This is a genomic window from Enterobacter sp. MGH 33, assembly GCF_000534535.1.
Classification (GTDB): domain Bacteria; phylum Pseudomonadota; class Gammaproteobacteria; order Enterobacterales; family Enterobacteriaceae; genus Enterobacter; species Enterobacter hormaechei_C.
Map to the genome: position 1 here is coordinate 97,044 of NZ_KI973213.1, position 17,596 is coordinate 114,639.

Consider the following 17,596-nt stretch of genomic DNA (forward strand, 5'->3'; position numbering starts at 1 on the left):
ACTGTTTGTCGTTCGTGGGGTATATCTTATATAAATATATTAGGCTGTATAGTAAGTGATTACTTATTTTTACGGGTAAACCAATTACCCAAGAATGATACGAGATAGCTCTGTGACGACTGACGGCCCTAACTCTTCTACGCTGTTTACCAGTGCGTAATTTTTGTAGTAACGCCGTGGTGCGTCGGTCAGAACGCCGATAGCCATCAAATCGATGTCACTCAACGTCTCAATTTCTTTGGTGACGGTTCGCAAATGCTGATGGAACCCATCGCCTGCAGCACATGGCGCCCCGTCGCTCATAACCAGCATGATCTTCTTGTCCTCCATTCGCCCTGCAAACAGAGTCGCCAGCTGCGCGACGCTCTCACCATCGACGTTATTGAGCAGGGGGAACGTCTCACACACGCAGCCCATGCGGGCGCGGATCTCTGGAGAGTTGGCTTTCTCATTCCAGTTTTTGATAATGGGCAGCATTAGCGCCTCGAAACGAGTAAACCCGCGCTTCGACATGGTTTCATAATCTGGGCTACCAAACGTGGTAAAGCCGGTGATGATGTTAGGCACATTGATACGATCCAGAGCATCCGCAATGGTGTAGGCGCTGGCGAGTGCCAGTTGAATCTTCCTGCCGCCCATTGAGCCGGACAAGTCGATCACCTGCTGGACGCACGCGTTCACCGCTCTGTGGTCTTCTTTCTTGCGGAACACGCGGTCGTCGTTCATTGCCAGACGATACAGGTTCGCGCCATGTATCCGTCCACGTCTCTGGCCTGGGATAAACTGGACTCGATTGCGGCTGGCGATAGCTCGCTCCAGGTCTTTGGCCAGAGTCGAAGAAACGCCTGCTGACAGATGTTTTTCGATTTTCAGTTCAAAGAGCCTTCTGCCTTCCGGAACCATGCGGTAGCGATCGACCGGTGAGTGCATTGGGATTGCGCCAAACGTCTTTCTGGTGCGCTTTACATGCTCTTCAGCCTCATCAATCAACCCGATAAAGTCGTATGAACGATCGTATGGGCGATACTCAGAAAGTGAGGTGCTCATAAGCTCTTTGCTGATGGTGGCCGACAGTGCGTCTTCGGTCATTTCGCCTGTTCCGTCTTCCATCTCGTCGAGCGCCTTGAGTGCGTCCTCCAGAGTCATTTCATCCGGAGCAGGAACAAAGCCTGACTCACTGTCTTCAGGCGCTTCCGCGGCATCCTCATTTTCTTTACCTTCGCCGTCTGTGTGATCGGCGGCGTCATCTTCCTCTTCGCCTTCTCCTTCCGACTCCCCGTGACTGGCATCGGAGTCTTCGCCGTCATCACCATCACTATCGCCAGCGGCGCCAGAGCCATAACCATCGGAGTCATCGGCGTCTTCGCGAATGCCATCACCAGGCGTTGGAGAGCCAGTGTCATCACTACCACCTTCGTCATCAGAATCACCTGATTCCATGCCGGCATCATCGGATTCTGGGGTGTCTCCTGATTCTTCTTCGCCTGCTTCTGTATATTTACTTTCTGTATCACTAATTTCTTTATCCTCTGTAGGTAAGTCCTTATCTACTGATTCAGGCAAATCAGAATCCCCAGACTCTTCCTCTTCTGAGGCATCATCTTCTTGCTCTTCCTTGTCGTCGTCTTCGCCTTTGGTACGCTTTGGTGCTGATTCACTATGAGTCGGTTCGTCACCGGCTTCTGGGGTTTCCTCTGACTCGTCCTCACTCTTCGACGGCTTCCTAGCAGACGATTTAAGCTCTGGTAATTTGCCCTCTGGCTTGTCTTTCATATCCTGCATGATTTGGGCGATAGCAGCTGCGACCTTCACGCAGTCTTCTGTGTTCGACATATTGCGAACGGCCACGTCGATACCATGCTCTTTGAGCAAGGCTACAGGCTTATCGATGAGGTGCCAGTGTTCTTCCATAAAGTCGATGAAAGGGCTTTGGCCATCCCAGGCGCGAACGACCGGGCAAAGGAAGAATTTCAGGAACAATTCACGCTGGTCGCCGTGGCAGATTGAAACCGCCTCTGACACTTTGCCCTTGAAGTATTTGTCGATCACCAGGTTCTGTGTGGCCAGCAAATTGCGACGAGTTCCGTTGAATACCTGTCCCATTCTGCGTTCAATAAAAACGTCTTCCAGCGCGTTCCAAAGCCCGGTAGACGGAGCCTTTCCTCTCTCGCGCATCTTCATTGCGACTTTCGGATCAGTAAAGAGGATATGGGCTACCTCATGGTCGAGAAAACCACGTACTGCGTTCATGAGGGTTGGTGACGCGTCGTCCGGTATAGATGGGATGTTTACCAGCACTGGTTCGCCGCGCCGGTTGTAGCGGACATATGCTTCATTGCCTCGCTCTGCAACAGGTATCTGTTTGCCTGATAGCATCGCTACAACTCGTTTTACGCAGTCGCGAAAGTCCTGTACCTCTTTCAGCACAGATCTGGTCATGGCTTTGGACATGAGAATTTCCTTGTTATTAAAACAATTTGTTTTCTGATGTGCGTAATTTATCACTGTACGAACAGGCAACTAAGCTGTTCGTACAGGCATCTATAGGCAGGAATGTGTTTTAAATGGTTCTCACGGCAAGGGAGCCGCAACCAGTATTGATGAGAGTGAAATGTTTATTTTTTAGCTCAAAAGTGAAAACCGTCGTATCAACCATCTCCACGGGAAGCTCTTCAGATTCTAGTTCTGTCAGGATCGTCGCGACGCCATCTAGTCCAATCGCATATGCGTGTCCAACCTCAAGGGCGGTCAATTTAGAAGTTATATTTTTCATTTCATATCATCCAACTGAACACATTTGAAAGTTCGGCAATACTACTACCTATTGTATCAATATGGAATGCACCTATATCAGATACGTCTTACTTTTTTCTGTAAGCGAATAGTGACAAATTGCCTAAAAACCATAGTATAATGGCGGTATGCCGGGGTTTTGTGCCTATCGAAATTAAATAGATAAGTCTTTACAACCCTGGCCTTTGCTGTAATATCAGTAAGCACTTACCAGAGATAAACAAAACACGCAAGGTTCACTACATGGCTACCAACGAAACAGAGATCAAACAAGGTCGCTACGCAGCTTACATTGACTCGTTAATCACAATCTCGCCTAAAAGTCAGGCTACCATTGCCAAAGAGGTTGGGTACAAGAACGCCAACAACCTCTCTCTCATCAAAAGCGGCAAAATCCCACTTCCAGTCGATAAGGTTCGAGCTTTAGCCGAAGCACTGGAGGCAGATCCGGTTCGACTGATGCTGATGGTTCTGGAAGAACGTCATCCTGAGCTGCTTGAGTTTTTTCGCGAAGAGGGCACTGCACCTCTCTCCGCTGATGAAAAACTCGTTCTAGAAGCGTTCCGTAACCGTTTTGACGGTCAACAGGGTGCGTCAGAAAAGGTGGTAGAGGCCATCAAGTCACTGTGAGAAATTTACACGAATAAGCTCCGTGGCTAGACGATCTCCCTTGAATTTGTGGTCTATCTCGTCTAAGTCTGTTTGATTAACGATAGATGCGATGTACGTTGAGAAGTTATTCAAGGCGTCTCGCATCTCATCCATATAATCGTGGCGATCATAGACGCGATCTATCCCTTCAAGACTGTGGTTCATAATCTTACGGGCCACCTCCTGATTAATCCCCAGAGCAGGGAAATAACTACGCGCTGTACGTCTCAGATCGCGTGGGGTGAATGACTCAACCTCCATCAACTCAGGTCGTTCCAGTATCCTTCTCAGTGCCTGGGCAATTGCCACCTTAGACATTGGCGTATCTACGCCCTTCTTCTTATTCGAAGGAACGAGCCACTGGCTGTCTTTCCCGTACTCGAACAACTCTTCCACGCATTGACGCATCAATGGGCTTAACGGCAGCGCGTGCTGTCTGGCCGATTTGTTTCGCGTACCTTGATTCCATACATCACGTTGAAGGTTGAACTCATCCTTTCTGGCCCGGAGCACTTCATCGGGTCGTCTGGCAGCGACAAGACAGAGCCTGGCCGCCCACTTTGTGCCTTCGCACACATTGAAGTAATCCCAGACGTTCCAGAATACCCAGACCTCGGCGTCCGTCAGCTTACGTTCGCGCGGCACTGGCTTTGCGCCACCGGCAACTCTATTGAGCGATATATCATTCAACGGTGATGTATCAATCAGCCCCTGAAAGGCGCACCAGCTCAGGAACTGTTTCATCAGGGAGAACACGCGTCTGCCCTGGACGATCTTGCCTTCCAGTATCAGTGGGTTCACCAGCTGGTTGACCAAGACCCTACTTATATCACTTACCTTTACATCAGAGATATGCGGCATTACATGTATCAAAACACAATGAACGGCTATTTCAGGTCGACGCCTCGTTATCAGTAAAGATAAGCGAGTGAATAACATGAAGGCGGAAGAAAACGACATGTCTCCGTCGAATTTGGCGGTCGACACTGCCGACAAACCGGAAGCGCGTTCGAGGTACTCGATGGCTTCCCGAGAGGTGTTTTCTGCTGCGCGTGCTTTATCAAAGGTGTTTTTCATCGTCCACTCACTGAGTGAAGCCCTTTTTACTGTATACATAAACAGTATATTAGGCATAAGTTTTTGTATGATCAACCATAAAATAGCCTGTTTTGTACAATGATTCCATACTTAATAGGTATGGAATCATTGAGAGTCGATTTTTTTAAATCTGAGAAACAAGCAAGATGATTTTAGCGGTTGTGAAAATCTTCAGCACAGGCTGAAAAGTGGGAGATTAACTGTGTGTTGGCGGCGCTCATGAGATCGTGTGCTGGGGTAACAAGTGCAAGAATGGAGTATCTGTCCGGATTCCACAAATGCTGTGCATAAACTAAATAAGTATTACTCTTCTTCTGCCGATCTGGAGTGCGAGGTGGCCAGGGTTGTTCGTCGGGTAGCTTGATGTGGATGCGAGCGAGTTGAGCGTCTACGGCATAAGGTGGAAAAGTGAAGACGGCGTCATTGCCGAAGATATCCGTTGTGGCGTTGTGCTCCTTGCAGTAAATAAATTCGTCTATGAGCTGCTGTTCCAATCCAGGGAACTTATTGAAAGTGGGGTCTAAAAATTCGGCGCGTGTATCGGGGTTGATCTCGACAATCAGAGCCATTTGGTCGAAGCCTCTGTGCCACTGGCTGCCAGAACAGCAAGAGCCGCATGGCTAATTTCTGATTCGCGAAGAGGGCTAACTGTCAGGATCTGATTAACCAGATTATCGAGATTTTTGGCCCCGTGACGCATCTCAGCGACAGCCCTGCATAGCTTGTATTCAGTGGAGTTTTTGTCGTAAGACCGGATGATCGACATCTCTGGTAATGCCTGGAATAAGAACTCGGCAATTGCCAGGGAGCCAATTACATCAGCACGCAAGCCTTCTGCGGCAAACTTTGCCTGCTCAAAATCATGTTCTGCTAGCGCATCCAGTCTGGCGTAAATTTCACGGCCATCAGCGGTGACTTCCTGGATTTTACCCACACTTTCGCGCAGTTCTGCGAGGGATGGTGCGCTCGCCCCTGAAGTAATAGCGCTGCGTTCATGGGTGTGGTCTTTGGCATAAGATCCGTGTGACAGGCTGCTTAGTGCCAGTGCCACAACCATTGCGATTTTGGTGATTGAGTCTTTCATGATTTATCTGCCTGCTTTTTGCTGGCTCGTAACTAAGTGTACGCGTTCCCTGAAACTGCGACAAACAGAAACGGCCCCAAAAGGAGCCGTATTGTATTACAGGGTGCTCGCAAAAGCAGCAAATTCCGTATAACCCCCGATAGGTTCGCCATTTACGAACACCTGCGGTATGGTTTCCACCGGCTTGCCAACCAGGTCGCTCAACTTCTCTTTGTCGATCCCGGCAGACACAATATCGATGTATTCATAATCGCCAAAGCCGTGGCCGTGGAGCTGCTTCGCCAGCTCGACCGCACGTTTGCAGTATGAGCAATTATCCCGTCCGTAGATAACGACCTTCATCACTTCACCTCGTGCAGCTGCTGCTTGAGAAGATAGCCTTCCAGGGGCCAGATTTTGGCAATCGCGTTCTGGCGTGCAATTTTACGTCCGATCTCCGGATCAAAGTTCTCCGGGCTGGCGCACGCAGACTCGCCGGTTACGGTGTAGCCGTTCTCCAGCACAAGAACGCAGAAGGTCAGCAGTTCGAGTGATTGCGGGGCCGGTTCAGGCTCTTCCTGCTTCAGCCACAACGGTGAGCTGCGATATCCGTCCGCGCCGGTAAAGTAAAACTCGCCTGAGATAACAGCTTCAATGCGTTCCGGGGTAACACGCGCGGCCGTTTTGCCTTTGGCCACAATCTCGTTTTCGATATCCATATCGGTCATTTTGGTTTCCTTACGTTAAAAACGAGCGATCCGAGCACGAAGAATCAGGTCATACGCCTTCATCGTGTCCAGCTGCTTAATGAGGATGATGCGGTCGACATACAGCAGGCGAGCAAACTCGTCGCCGGCAATGTACGCCTCCAGTTCTTTGATGCGGCCACACAGTTCTTCGTGTTCATCCATGACACGTTTCTGGTGTGGCAGGTACTCTTTGGTCATTGGCTTTCCCTTACTGATAGGCTTCCAGTGCGACTTTGCATAGCTCAGAACGCACGCAGTCTTCGGTCGCAAACTCAATAAGGCCAACATGGGAGGAAGGTTTAAAACGCTCCAGTGCATCTTCCAGACCAGACTTAACATTGCCTGGCAGGTCGCATTGCGTCACATCTCCGTTCACAATGACGGTTACGTTCTCGCCCATACGGGTCAGAAACATTTTCATTTGTGACGCTGTAACGTTTTGCGCCTCATCGAGAATGACTACAGCATTCTCGAACGTGCGCCCACGCATGTAAGCGAAGGGGGCAATCTCTACTTTGGCCACCTCTGGCTTTAAGCAATATTCAAGGAACGAGCCACCCAAACGCTTCTGTAGCACGTCATAGACGGGCCGGAAGAACGGAGCGAACTTCTCGCTCATGTCGCCCGGAAGGAAGCCCAGATCTTCTTCTGCTTGCAATACCGGACGCGTCACGATGATCTTCCCGACTTCCTTATCCAGCAGACGCTGCGCTGCGACGGCAGCAGCCAGGTAGGTCTTGCCGCAACCGGCTTCACCAGTGGCGAACGTCAGAGGTTTGGTATCGAGAGAGATAAGATAGTGGGCCTGGGCCTCGTTACGCGCTTCGATGGGAGAGTTGTCGCGTTTAGGTTTTGGTGGCAGAGCAGGGGCGGCGGCCAGCTCGTCAAAGATGATTGTGTCAATTTCGTAGCCGTGGATGCGTGGTTTTGACTTCAGAGCCTGACGAGCTGCGCGACGCGCCTGTTTACGTTTGTTTCCCATATTGAGTCCTTTCAAGTGAGTAACTGAAAGAACTATACCGACAAATAATAGGTAAGTCATTACCTATTTTGCGTGTGTTATCCCTCTACCATGTAGAGGGGTATCTTCATGACTCACGGCAGTTTTGCTCTAATTTCGAGTAATTTTTGTGCCGCGACACTGATGTCATACGCCAGATCTTGGGTTTCGTTAATTATATCGTAATGGCGTTCAACCTCATCAGGGCGGAACTGTCTGATTTTGGGTATGTCTATATAGTCATAATACCCGCCATACCCTCCAGCGCAATGCTGTCTGAACAGCGCCCGAAAGTTGTTAACTTTGCCGATCAACGCTATACGAAGTCCTTCTAAAACAACATCATTGAAGCTGTAAAAGGGATTGTTTGCAATATCATCAAAAGCGTAGAGAGGGTCGGTAATGTTGGTACTTACTTTTACTCGGAACTGCTCGTTCTTCAGTATTTGGAGGTAGTTGTAATTAAAAATATCAGTAATAGAATTTAGAACACCGATGTCTCTTTCTGAGTAATTGTTTTGGCTCACCTGGTGCGTCATCTGGAGCAGTAGAGCTTGCTGAGTTTCGGCCTGCTGTTTCCAAAGTTTCAATTGTGGAGTGGAATAGACAACGTAGTCAGAGTCGATGAGTGCGGCATGTGAACGACACATCCATATACCGTTATCAATCGAGCTTCTCTGTTCTTGGGTCAAACTAGAGTCATATCTCGGGCCGCCTTTTGCAGCTGCCGTAATATGGGCCGCAATCCCATTATTAATCCTGCCGTTTGGATTGCTGCTATCCGGGCCAACTGTTACCTGGTTGCAGCCAAGAAAAGAGCATTTCCAGCCTACGCGTTCGGCCAGTGTTCGCTTCACCGATTGGGGAAAATCATCTCTGTTACTCACGTTTAACCTCGCTGTGTTTAAAAAATCATATGGTTGTTTGTTAGTGGCGTTTGTCTTCTTCCAGACGCGCCGTTTTTAAGTGTTTGTCGGTAAAGGTAAGTAACGTTACGCCCTCATCTTTATTCATGAAACCGGCACCGTTTATCATCATGATCAGGCGCTCTTTGCCGCGGAATACCTCATAATACTTTCCCGCTGCACATGACATTGTCTTGGCGCATTCCAGTCCATTCAAGGCTGTCTCATCAAATACCTGGTCTTTAGTGGCAACCGGCTTACCGTATTCTTTAGTAAGCATTTCGTCGAGCTGCATGAAGGTATATTTGCCGACGTTAGTAGTCATGCTCGACTCAACTTTGCCGTCAATTAATCCACCAGTGGTATGCGGTTCCTTGCCTTCAGCCGCGGTTTTATCGAACAGAGCGAAGGCTTCGATGTTTGGGGTTCGTTTTTCAAAGTGGGTTTTGTACTGGCTCTCAAGAGCGTTTTTGTCTTGGCCTATCAGCGTGATTTTATCTACTTCAGACTCGTTACATCCCGTCAGAGCGAGCGCGATCACCAGAGATGCGAGAATATTGAGGTTGCGCTTTTTCATTGGCTTATCTCCATGTTTTGCTGCCACATCCTATCACCCACATGCAGGCAGTCTAATGCTGCCGTTGCTAAATGAAGGCCCAAAGGTGGTAAAACCATACGTGGAAATATTCTGGAGTCAACCCAGCAAAAAAGGGGCCGAAGCCCCTTTGATTTTTGCGCTAAAAAGTGTTGGTACAATGCTAGGAATCAATGGTTAAGAACGTCTGCCGTGTCTATCACAGCGCTGAACGGTCTGGCGATATTTGCGGAGTCTTTCCGTTCGGACGGTGGTGGCGAACTCCAAACCGTTCAGCGCTGTGTTGGCGATGGTGGGTGGACTCGAACCACCGACCAGTTGATTAACAGTCAACCGCTCTACCACTGAGCTACACCATCATTTTTCGCGGCGGTACTTGTTCATGGACAACCAGGCAACCAAGAACTTTCCCGCAACTTGCACTTTACGTTAGTGCCAGACGAGGCTTGTGGCTCGCTCACATAGAGCGAAGATCTGGAATCCTTCTCGGCGGTTGATGGCCGCCAGACTCTTCGATCTTATTGGATGTATGGAATCATCCATGTTGTGAAACCAGGGTTACATAGGCAACAATGATTTCACCAGAGGGTTAAAGAATCCTGCTTTCACAACGTTGAGGCCACTGAACCGATTTATGTTCGACCCAACATATCGATCAGTCACTACAGCTCTGTGGAATCACCTGTATGATTAAAAGAAAAACAGTGACCTCAACGTTGTGCGCTGGCTAACCAAGCCAGCCGGGTTACGTCGCCGCTTTTAACCCAAGATTAAACGACATAAGTAATGGAAATGACGTAACAGGATGGACGGTCAGCTGGCTGAAACCGGGATGATGGAATGGAATGAGGAAAACCAACCGCCCATCCTGTTACTTCATCGAATAGGGCATGGGTGGTGCAACATGCCCTATCCTGCGTTCTGCAATCACACTCGCTCAGTGTGTCCCATTTCGGTGACGAGGCTGGAAACTGACCTCGCTGGTGTTTGGCTTCTTAGGCTACTGCCAGGTACGTATCTTCGTTTGCAGTTATATTTAACGTTCAAACAGTCGCGTCTCAACGAAAACAAGTGAATCTTATACACATTAGATAAGTAAGTAAATACTTATTATTCTGTGACTCGTTCAGTTGCTATCTTTTTGATCAAACTCACCTTCTGTTCCGGCGTTCTCGTGATGATGGCCGTAAAACGCTTCGCTTGAATAGTGATAGTTTCGTTCTCCTTGAGTTCGCCGTAGTGAGTCTCCAGCAGAGAACCCAGGCGCCACAGACCGTCGTCTATGCGTTTATGGCTGGCAAATCTGATCAGCAGTAGCTTTACGATTAACTGACCAATGTAAAAGGCATATCCGAAGCCGGCCGCCACAAGGTAGGTTGCCAGCCACCAGTCGAATGAGGTCAAATTGCTCATTTCTGCACTCCCGTCTCGTGAACAACCCGATACAGACGCTTACCGATGCGAAGCGTTTTGGTTTTCAGTTCCTGCCTGACCAGATCGCGACAGATACTGAAGCCGAGGGCCACGCCCCCAGCAAAAGATAACAGGATGTATGGAATCATCAGAACGCCCCCGCCTCAGTCAATTGCTGTAACAGTGAGTGTCCTTTTTCAGTGAGTTGATAGTTCTCCACACATCCTTTTGGCGAAACGTTAGCGACAAGATTCATACGTTCCAGTTTGGCGCGGGTCTTTGGCTTCCAGTTGGCGTAGAACTGTTTCCACTGGCTGATTTCACGCAGAGTTTCTTTCTCCCGTTTACTTAACATGATCATCCTTAATCTCCTTCAGTGTGTACGTGATATCTACAATGCGGTAAATGCGGCCGCGCCTCTGCATGACACCGGCTTTTACGTAATCGTTGATGCAGCTGGACATAACCAGACTGCCGATAACAATGCCGACGACCAAAAATACAATCATCCAGCCGAGCATCAGTCTTTATCTCCAATACGGTCTTCGGTATCTCGCAGACATTTCGGCCACTTCAGACGTGGGTGGCGTAAGCTACCGTCTGGCGTTTTCTCATGGCAGTGAACCTCGACGATGCGTCCACGATACTTCTCCTGATTGTTCCAGATTTCATCCAGGTACTTATGCTTGATACCGCTGGCACGAACGATGACGCCGTTCTCCAGACGAATCACTATCTTGCCCAGCGTATGTGCAAAGCCTGAGTCCGGGTCGCCTGGCTCGAAGTCGATGATTTCACCGTCTTCGGAATCCTCATCTTTCAGCTTCCACCAGCTGCGGGTACGCTTGAACTCGTAAACAGAATCCGGATCTTTGCCCATCTCCCCCTCTTCGTTCTCGTCCAGGCGCTTCATGAAGCGTTCGATAAAGTCTTCATGGCTATGGATGATGTAGAACGGATGCAGGTGGATATCTTGCGCGTAATCTTCCCCGCAAGTGTTGCGGAATAACGCCACCAGCATAGCCAGGCGCTCTTTCAGCTTCATGCCGGTCTTCAGGTACTCTTTGCTTTTTGCCTGAGCACGCCACTCCGGTAAGAAGAAATCGAAGATATGGTAAACGGCACCAATGGCTGTCACGTTCTTCTTGCGAAGCGCCGACACGGACTGGTTGAACGTACCTGCAGTACCCTCACCATCGAAAAAGATGTGCTTGAAACCGGAGAGTCTGCCTCGCTCAAGCATGGCTGGTTTAAGGTGATCGAGTGACGTAATCGGATTGCCGGTACGCGTCAAGAAGTTCACCTCTTCCTCGTCAACGATAACTTCGCAGATAACCCGGAGACCATCGAGTTTGAGGCTGCCGATCATTGGCCACTTGGCCTTTGGGTTTTGTTTAAATGGGTATTTGTCGCCTTTCTCCTTGTACGGAGACGCCAGCTGTACCTCAAACTTCGGAATTGGGTTTTCGAACACCTTGTTGCACAGGCTAATGCCGACGCCGGCTTTCGGATCTTTCAGCAGGAAGCGACGAAACACGTCCTGCCCGTCAGCGCACATTGAGGCAACGAGTGATTCGACAGCAGTAATGGCCGCGTTCCCGGTCAGTTCGCGCGCCGCCAGCTTCTCCAGCAGCTCGACTACCTTCTGATCGCTGGGTACGGAAGTATCGAGTGGCTCGGCCACTTTGTACTTCTTCACACCGAATCGAATGAATGGGTTGAGCATTAGCGAGACCATGCTCTGCTCAAATTCATCAAGGTTGGCCAGCGCCTCTTTCTTGGCGTTGGTTCCCATCGTTTTTATGGCATCCAGCTTGTGCTTTAGGGCGATCAGTTTTTCCATTAGTGTTTAACCTCCATCGGTCGCTCGGGAGTTTTCATGTGTTTTCTTTGGTTGCTTCTTCAATGAGTGCCGCGTACACGTCAGTGACGGGCGCCAGTGAATCGGTGGACGTGGTTTCGGGTTTGGCTGGTTCTGTTTTCTTCGTGCGTTTAACCAGACTGTTAATCGTCATGGTGTTGCGCTTCCGGGTTAGCGTTCTGGCGTGGTCGTTTTGCTCTTCCACTTCTTTGATAAGCGCAGCCATATCGATGAAGTAGAGCTGTTCGCCTTTGCGGATCTCTTCGACCATCATCTTCAGCGCCTGGCATTTGCCAGCAGCAATGGCCGCAGCGCAGGACTGGAACGATGTCGCCGGGAGGCGCTTCTCTTTGTAGGCGAGGATGGTGTGCTGGCAGACTGTATAGCTGCAATGGGCCTCATGGCCGTTGATCTTCACTTCCGGACAGCGCAGCGAATAACCGTTGTTTCCGGAGATAGACGGGATTTTCGACAAATCTGTTCTTGTGGACATGCTTCTAACCGTAGTCGTGTACTTACTTATTAAGCGCAGTTTAAAAAAGCCCCACCAGGGGGCTAAATGGTTTTTCGAGGTTTACCAGGTCGCCCAGCCAGTCATTTTGTCCTGAGCGGCTTCGAACCGGTATGGCTCCAGTAAATCGTTGGCATGGTGGACGGCGTATGATTTTGCCTCCTGTTTAATCATCGGCAGCTCGTTGGCCAGGCGTGCCACCTGCCCTGCAAAACTGGCGAGCACACCGTCACATGCCTGACCCGCGTCAACAATGATGCGCACCAGGTCTAAGTCGCTGCGGCACATATCGCAGATGATGCCGTATTCCACCTCACGAATGCGCTCAACGGCTTTTTTGGTATCGCCACTGACCACCAATTCCAGCAAACCAGGCGGTGTTGTCAGATCGGTAACGCGTTCGGTAACTTCAGGCAGTTCGACAATGCTCAGGAACGCCGCGATAGACGGATCATCCTCTACACCAGCCCTGCCTTTGATCGCGCGAAGAGTTGCGTCGACAATTTCCTCAAATCGTTCACCTTCATCACACACCGCCTGATTGGTGTAGACAACGCGACCGTCGTACCATGCACCGGCACGTACTTCGACCGTTGCGTCCTTCATTTTGCGAGTGAACGCCACGAGTGCCGCGCGTTTCTGTTTAACACCAGGCAGCTCCGGGGACTCTCCAAAACGAACCCATACCCGCATGTATTTCGAGCCTTCCCCAAGAGGTGCTGTGCTCACAGACGTGGCGATGTGCTCCAGCGCAGTTTGGATCGCCTCATCGATAATCTTCTGGCGCTCTTCTGTATCAATTTCTACGCCTGATTTGTCGATAATTTCGGTAACGGACTTCTGAATATCTGCTTTCATAAAGGTTCCTCAATTCCTTCGTCGAGCATATTCTTACAGAAAAATAAGTATGTATCTACTTATCATTAAAGGCGTGCAATTTATACAAGAGCTTTAATGCCGAGTACCTTGCTTTGTAGCTCCAACTGTCTGGAGTACGGCTTGGCACGATAATAGGCTTTTAGTATCTGCTCTGGCGTCGCGTCGCCGGGGTCGAGACCTTCTTCGCCCAGACAGGCCACTTTGACATTCAGTCCGATGCTGGTGAGACGTTTGGCCGCTGACATGGTGTTGCGGATCGCTTGCTTTTCGCTGTCCCACATCATGATGACGTTGCGTAATCCACGCGCCTTGAGCGTCAGGAACGCGCCTAACTGATCTTCAGCGTCCTCATTCATATTTCCGGACAAGTGCATCCCGAACGTGCCAATTGGCTCTACATAATCCCGCAGCGTCTCTTCGTCGAAGATGGCTCGCTTCACGCCCATTACGTCAAATGCCCCTTCACACACAACGACCGTTTGTTTTCCGACTGCATTGTGGCCGTTGTAGAGAAACTTACCCGACGCCGGCAGCTGCATGGGGAAGAGATAACGGCGTTCTGCTGCACCGGTAATGTCACGCCCCTGGAAGGTCTTCATCACGCCATCCAGATCGTAAACCGGTATCAGGATGCGCATATCAAACACCTGCCCTTTGACCTGGTCTGTGTACGGATCGACGTATGCGTGCTTGCCTTCGACGCAGTAACGCAGATCGGGGTTTGAGGGCCAACGATGTAAAAAACCACGTTAATAGGTTAACCTATTGTTTTATTTTAATTATTAGGTGCTGCATTTACAGCTACTCCAATGATCATGGGGCTGATGGTCGATGGAACGCAATACCAAGTAGATTGATTGCATAAAGTTCCTTCAATTCCGATCTGCCCTCCCGTTTTCACATCCTACTTCAGTTCAATTTTGTTGCCATTCCTTTACAACAGCTTCCCAATTGGCCGTTCTCTCGACCAATTTCCCATCAGCATCCTTTCTTGTCCAAACATCCCAGAAATCAGGGTCATCAGAATGGGGTTGCTGCTCTTTCGTCAAATTTTTCATTTTAACTAAGACAGGAAGTTCAGATGCCCAGCCCATCAGTATTGCATGTTGAGATGGCAATGAAGGCAATTCACGGAGTAATCCTCGCAAATTGTCGGGTACCATTTTATGAACTTGCTCCTGATCTTTGTCATTGCTAATTCGATGCAGAAGAAAAGTATTACATTGAGATAAAACTGTAGGTGATAATTCTGATGGTCGTTGCGAAGAAATAACCATACCGAGACCAAATTTCCTGCCTTCTCGTGCAATTTTCTCAAATACTTGACAGCAAACAGCTGCGACATCCTGATTTTCACTGTCCTCACGATACCGTTTAATAAATGTATGTGCTTCTTCAGCAACAAGTACCGTAGGTAAAGATTTGTTATATAGTCGTCTATAACGTTGCAATGATTCAAAAATAATTCTTGAAATGACAGCTGTCACAAGATGAGTAATTTCAGTTGGTACTAAAGAAAGATCAATAATTGAAACGCAGCTATCACCATCACCATCTTTCCCAATATATGTTTCTAACCAATTAGCCAAGTCAACTCTATGCTCTGAGTCATTGGTTATGGGTTTCATTCTTGTATCCGCAAGCATTGTGCGTATTCTAGCTACTAGATATTCAACATATTGCTCGCTACCATTTTCTTGTGCTAACGCCTCTAAATAGGAGACTAAATTATTTCCGTCAAAAGGGACGGGGATATCCTCGTTTTTAGGAAGGAGTTCACACTCATCGCCTCCAAGGCTCTGAAATGAAGATAACACTCCATTTATGATGTTATCAACTGCGCTAACTTTAGCATTGTAATCTGGATATCTGCCTTCTCTTTGCCCACAAAAATCTTGAATAGAGATGATTAATTTATCTAGCTCAGGGCATGGTGTAGTTAATCTCGCTTTGTATTCTTCCAGACTCTGACGCCAAATATTAATTTTAGCCAAAAGATTTTTGGCTCCAGGGAAATCATTAAGTGCCGCTGCTCCTTTAGATTTATCCGCTTTTAAAGAAACCAAAATTGTACCTAGGTATTTTTTAACTTCTATATCTATATTCTTTTGTAAATCAAATTCTTCATTTCTCATTGCTCTCAAGGAGCGTTTTAGTAATGGAAGTTGTGCTTTAGGACTTGCTTGCGTGAATGATGCCCACTCCGAACTATTCCAAAACCATGAGGGTACTTGTAATTGGTTTTCACTGCCTTCAGCCTCAACCTTAAATACTCTACCTTTAAATTTCGTCGTTGGCCCCAAAGCACGTGCATACTCGCCGTTGGGGTCTAGGATGATAAATCTGGCATTTGGTTTTATTTGTGATTCCAATGCAGATTCGAGTGACCACTGGATTAATCCAGATACAGAGCAAGACTTACCGCTACCAGTATTTCCGAGCACTGCTATATGACGACCAAATAATCTATCAGGATCTACAGCTACATTTGCATTGTTCGCAAGTGGACTTTGTCCAATGATCACTCGCCTATTATTTCCAGATTCGACTATTGATCTAAGTTGTAAATCTGTCGGTAGTAAAATAGCAGCCCCAATAGAAGGAAACGATTCAGAACCTCGTTGAAATCTGAAATAATCAGTACCATCTTTGGACAAACGTTTAAGCATTCCCACCGGATTCAAACTTATTTTTTTTCGGGGGAATGGTAGATTTACTAAACCAAATTCTTGAACATCTCTTTGTTTTGGATAAGGCGAATGTTCTACAGCAAGCCACTCTATTTGCCCAACTAAGTAACCATTATCACATGATATTAATACATAACTGTTTACTCTTGGAAAGTTTCTAGGCGTTCCTGCATTCAAAGCAACAGTATCAGGTGAGTCAATCTCTAATATTGCTCTAATTTCATTAGGTGAAACAAAATCTACAGTGCCGACCCTGAGTTGCTCACCTTGTTCAATCGGAAATGAGTTCATTCAGCATCCTCGCTATTATTTGAAATTGTTGTACGATATAAACCCCTTGATTTCAATAGTTCTGCCATACGAATTGATGATCTGTCTATCGCTGCTTTAGGAAGATAAAAATCCACTAAATTCTTGATATCTCCAAAGTGGTCACCAAGTAATAAAGATATTTGAGCTTTTCTTCCACTTTCGTTTACAAAGCGCATAATTCTACCGAGTGGATCGCCGTAGGCAATTATTACTATATGCGTTGAGGGTATTGTCAGCATGTCAATAATAACACGGTTTATATGTTCATCTCCAAAACTATAACCATATGTTACCAAAGTACTATTAGGACGACATGTTGCAGATGCTAAGTCTCTGAATAGTTCAACATAAGGGTATTCTGATGTTTCTCGGTCTTTAACCGAGTTTGGATAAATCATTAATTGATGATAGTTCGCTGCTCCAGCAGCCTCCACTTGTAAAAAGGGTTCCACCGAACTCGCACCAAAAGGTAATCCAAATCGCCTTATGGCTCCTTCGGTAGTATACCAGTCCAATGAGCCATGTAATTTAGTAAAGCGCGCCACACCTTCCAAATATCTTGGTTCACCACGAATACCCGGTGGATTATAATGATAGTCGACTTCTAGTCGCGAAGATCTGAAAATAGGCGCTATAGTACCAACAAATCTGTCAATTAGTCGAATACCTGCTATTTCAGCTCCTGCTTCAATTATCCTGTCGTAATTCGTCGTGAAAATATGTAATCGATCCCTTGTCGCTGTTCGACTTGAAAAACTCATCAAAAAACTTACTAAATAATTAAACGTTTGTGTTTTTAAATCGTTTTTTGCATCGCGAATTAACTTTTCCCCATTACTAACTGAATCTGAGAATAATTTCAAACATCTTGTTAGCTCATTATTTAACTCAACTAACTCACTTTTTAAATTTCGATATGGGAGAGCACCAGGAGGCGGTTCTGGAAGTGGGAGATTTTGCGCAGTTAAAATCTCTAATCCTTTAATTAACTCATTAATTGAACGGATTTGGTCTTCAATATTACCTCTTCCTCTTCCTGAGGCTTCAGCTGTTTTAGCTACATAACTATCTATTTC

Annotated in this window: 21 protein-coding genes, 1 tRNA gene and 1 pseudogene; 1 reads left to right on the forward strand and 22 read right to left on the reverse strand. The window is 47.7% G+C overall.

What is annotated here, in order from left to right:
* Positions 1-84 precede the first annotated feature (84 nt).
* Complete coding sequence (locus L379_RS00660; RefSeq protein WP_006812566.1) at positions 85-2,451, reverse strand: cobaltochelatase CobT-related protein; 2,367 nt, start codon at positions 2,449-2,451, stop codon at positions 85-87.
* Positions 2,452-2,560: 109 nt separating this feature from the next.
* Positions 2,561-2,773 (reverse strand): hypothetical protein, encoded by a 213-nt coding sequence (locus tag L379_RS00655; RefSeq protein WP_004110118.1) that lies wholly within the window; start codon positions 2,771-2,773, stop codon positions 2,561-2,563.
* Positions 2,774-3,036: 263 nt separating this feature from the next.
* Between L379_RS00655 and L379_RS00650 the strand changes: the two genes are divergently transcribed.
* Complete coding sequence (locus L379_RS00650) at positions 3,037-3,423, forward strand: transcriptional regulator (RefSeq protein WP_004110129.1); 387 nt, start codon at positions 3,037-3,039, stop codon at positions 3,421-3,423.
* Here L379_RS00650 and L379_RS00645 read toward each other — a convergent pair.
* The 20 genes and pseudogenes from L379_RS00645 to L379_RS25440 all read right to left on the reverse strand — a co-directional run.
* A complete protein-coding gene (locus L379_RS00645) occupies positions 3,415-4,521 on the reverse strand; it encodes a tyrosine-type recombinase/integrase (RefSeq protein WP_023315967.1) in 1,107 nt (368 codons plus the stop codon). The genes L379_RS00650 and L379_RS00645 overlap by 9 nt on opposite strands.
* Before the next feature lie 173 nt (positions 4,522-4,694).
* Positions 4,695-5,111 carry a type II toxin-antitoxin system YafO family toxin gene (locus L379_RS24625; protein WP_050597052.1) on the reverse strand — a complete coding sequence of 139 codons (417 nt, stop codon included), beginning with the start codon at positions 5,109-5,111 and terminating at the stop codon, positions 4,695-4,697.
* Entirely contained in the window at positions 5,102-5,626 is a 525-nt protein-coding gene (locus L379_RS00640; protein WP_006812569.1) for a hypothetical protein, read from the reverse strand. The genes L379_RS24625 and L379_RS00640 overlap by 10 nt, the downstream gene beginning before the upstream one ends.
* Positions 5,627-5,722: 96 nt before the next feature.
* Positions 5,723-5,968 carry a GrxA family glutaredoxin gene (locus L379_RS00635; protein WP_006812570.1) on the reverse strand — a complete coding sequence of 82 codons (246 nt, stop codon included), beginning with the start codon at positions 5,966-5,968 and terminating at the stop codon, positions 5,723-5,725.
* Positions 5,968-6,333, reverse strand: coding sequence for a Gp49 family protein (locus tag L379_RS00630; RefSeq protein ID WP_032655934.1), 366 nt, complete (start codon positions 6,331-6,333; stop codon positions 5,968-5,970). Before L379_RS00630 ends, L379_RS00635 begins: the two co-directional genes overlap by 1 nt.
* A 15-nt stretch (positions 6,334-6,348) precedes the next feature.
* Positions 6,349-6,552, reverse strand: a complete 204-nt coding sequence (locus tag L379_RS00625) for a crAss001_48 related protein (RefSeq protein WP_032655937.1) — start codon at positions 6,550-6,552, stop codon at positions 6,349-6,351.
* Between the two features lie 10 nt (positions 6,553-6,562).
* On the reverse strand, positions 6,563-7,336 hold the full coding sequence (gene phoH, locus L379_RS00620; protein WP_032655939.1) for a phosphate starvation-inducible protein PhoH: 774 nt from the start codon (positions 7,334-7,336) through the stop codon (positions 6,563-6,565).
* A 113-nt stretch (positions 7,337-7,449) separates the two neighbouring features.
* Positions 7,450-8,241 (reverse strand): hypothetical protein, encoded by a 792-nt coding sequence (locus tag L379_RS0124455; protein ID WP_230031890.1) that lies wholly within the window; start codon positions 8,239-8,241, stop codon positions 7,450-7,452.
* A 40-nt stretch (positions 8,242-8,281) separates the two neighbouring features.
* Positions 8,282-8,836 carry a hypothetical protein gene (locus tag L379_RS00615; RefSeq protein ID WP_032655945.1) on the reverse strand — a complete coding sequence of 185 codons (555 nt, stop codon included), beginning with the start codon at positions 8,834-8,836 and terminating at the stop codon, positions 8,282-8,284.
* 302 nt (positions 8,837-9,138) lie between these two features.
* A tRNA-Asn gene (locus L379_RS00610) sits at positions 9,139-9,213 on the reverse strand.
* Positions 9,214-9,964: 751 nt separating this feature from the next.
* The gene (locus L379_RS00605) at positions 9,965-10,267 is read right to left on the reverse strand and encodes a hypothetical protein (protein ID WP_032655948.1); all 303 of its coding nucleotides are present in this window, start codon (positions 10,265-10,267) and stop codon (positions 9,965-9,967) included.
* The gene (locus L379_RS25995) at positions 10,264-10,416 is read right to left on the reverse strand and encodes a hypothetical protein (protein ID WP_000613550.1); all 153 of its coding nucleotides are present in this window, start codon (positions 10,414-10,416) and stop codon (positions 10,264-10,266) included. The genes L379_RS00605 and L379_RS25995 overlap by 4 nt, the downstream gene beginning before the upstream one ends.
* Entirely contained in the window at positions 10,416-10,628 is a 213-nt protein-coding gene (locus tag L379_RS00600) for a hypothetical protein (RefSeq protein ID WP_022649968.1), read from the reverse strand. The genes L379_RS25995 and L379_RS00600 overlap by 1 nt, the downstream gene beginning before the upstream one ends.
* Positions 10,612-10,776 carry a hypothetical protein gene (locus L379_RS26375; protein ID WP_172687143.1) on the reverse strand — a complete coding sequence of 55 codons (165 nt, stop codon included), beginning with the start codon at positions 10,774-10,776 and terminating at the stop codon, positions 10,612-10,614. The genes L379_RS00600 and L379_RS26375 overlap by 17 nt, the downstream gene beginning before the upstream one ends.
* Before the next feature lie 11 nt (positions 10,777-10,787).
* Entirely contained in the window at positions 10,788-12,110 is a 1,323-nt protein-coding gene (locus L379_RS00595; RefSeq protein ID WP_022649967.1) for an ATP-dependent DNA ligase, read from the reverse strand.
* Between the two features lie 34 nt (positions 12,111-12,144).
* Positions 12,145-12,621 carry a hypothetical protein gene (locus L379_RS26160; protein WP_022649966.1) on the reverse strand — a complete coding sequence of 159 codons (477 nt, stop codon included), beginning with the start codon at positions 12,619-12,621 and terminating at the stop codon, positions 12,145-12,147.
* Positions 12,622-12,702: 81 nt separating this feature from the next.
* Entirely contained in the window at positions 12,703-13,497 is a 795-nt protein-coding gene (locus L379_RS00590) for a hypothetical protein (RefSeq protein WP_022649965.1), read from the reverse strand.
* A gap of 80 nt (positions 13,498-13,577) precedes the next feature.
* Positions 13,578-14,234: pseudogene (locus L379_RS00585) on the reverse strand (toprim domain-containing protein); the annotation flags it as partial.
* A gap of 198 nt (positions 14,235-14,432) precedes the next feature.
* Positions 14,433-16,499, reverse strand: coding sequence for an ATP-binding protein (locus tag L379_RS00580; protein ID WP_004098991.1), 2,067 nt, complete (start codon positions 16,497-16,499; stop codon positions 14,433-14,435).
* On the reverse strand, positions 16,496-17,596 hold a 1,101-nt coding region (locus L379_RS25440; protein WP_071992905.1), incomplete at its 5' end, for an SIR2 family protein. The genes L379_RS00580 and L379_RS25440, both read right to left, overlap by 4 nt.

Bases quoted from the DNA above. Each gene is read 5' to 3' on its own strand.
- L379_RS00660 (WP_006812566.1), bottom strand. From the start codon at position 2,451: ATGTCCAAAGCCATGACCAGATCTGTGCTGAAAGAGGTACAGGACTTT.
- L379_RS00655 (WP_004110118.1), bottom strand. From the start codon at position 2,773: ATGAAAAATATAACTTCTAAATTGACCGCCCTTGAGGTTGGACACGCA.
- L379_RS00650 (WP_004110129.1), top strand. From the start codon at position 3,037: ATGGCTACCAACGAAACAGAGATCAAACAAGGTCGCTACGCAGCTTAC.
- L379_RS00645 (WP_023315967.1), bottom strand. From the start codon at position 4,521: ATGAAAAACACCTTTGATAAAGCACGCGCAGCAGAAAACACCTCTCGG.
- L379_RS24625 (WP_050597052.1), bottom strand. From the start codon at position 5,111: ATGGCTCTGATTGTCGAGATCAACCCCGATACACGCGCCGAATTTTTA.
- L379_RS00640 (WP_006812569.1), bottom strand. From the start codon at position 5,626: ATGAAAGACTCAATCACCAAAATCGCAATGGTTGTGGCACTGGCACTA.
- L379_RS00635 (WP_006812570.1), bottom strand. From the start codon at position 5,968: ATGAAGGTCGTTATCTACGGACGGGATAATTGCTCATACTGCAAACGT.
- L379_RS00630 (WP_032655934.1), bottom strand. From the start codon at position 6,333: ATGACCGATATGGATATCGAAAACGAGATTGTGGCCAAAGGCAAAACG.
- L379_RS00625 (WP_032655937.1), bottom strand. From the start codon at position 6,552: ATGACCAAAGAGTACCTGCCACACCAGAAACGTGTCATGGATGAACAC.
- phoH (WP_032655939.1), bottom strand. From the start codon at position 7,336: ATGGGAAACAAACGTAAACAGGCGCGTCGCGCAGCTCGTCAGGCTCTG.
- L379_RS00615 (WP_032655945.1), bottom strand. From the start codon at position 8,836: ATGAAAAAGCGCAACCTCAATATTCTCGCATCTCTGGTGATCGCGCTC.
- L379_RS00605 (WP_032655948.1), bottom strand. From the start codon at position 10,267: ATGAGCAATTTGACCTCATTCGACTGGTGGCTGGCAACCTACCTTGTG.
- L379_RS25995 (WP_000613550.1), bottom strand. From the start codon at position 10,416: ATGATTCCATACATCCTGTTATCTTTTGCTGGGGGCGTGGCCCTCGGC.
- L379_RS00600 (WP_022649968.1), bottom strand. From the start codon at position 10,628: ATGATCATGTTAAGTAAACGGGAGAAAGAAACTCTGCGTGAAATCAGC.
- L379_RS26375 (WP_172687143.1), bottom strand. From the start codon at position 10,776: ATGATTGTATTTTTGGTCGTCGGCATTGTTATCGGCAGTCTGGTTATG.
- L379_RS00595 (WP_022649967.1), bottom strand. From the start codon at position 12,110: ATGGAAAAACTGATCGCCCTAAAGCACAAGCTGGATGCCATAAAAACG.
- L379_RS26160 (WP_022649966.1), bottom strand. From the start codon at position 12,621: ATGTCCACAAGAACAGATTTGTCGAAAATCCCGTCTATCTCCGGAAAC.
- L379_RS00590 (WP_022649965.1), bottom strand. From the start codon at position 13,497: ATGAAAGCAGATATTCAGAAGTCCGTTACCGAAATTATCGACAAATCA.
- L379_RS00580 (WP_004098991.1), bottom strand. From the start codon at position 16,499: ATGAACTCATTTCCGATTGAACAAGGTGAGCAACTCAGGGTCGGCACT.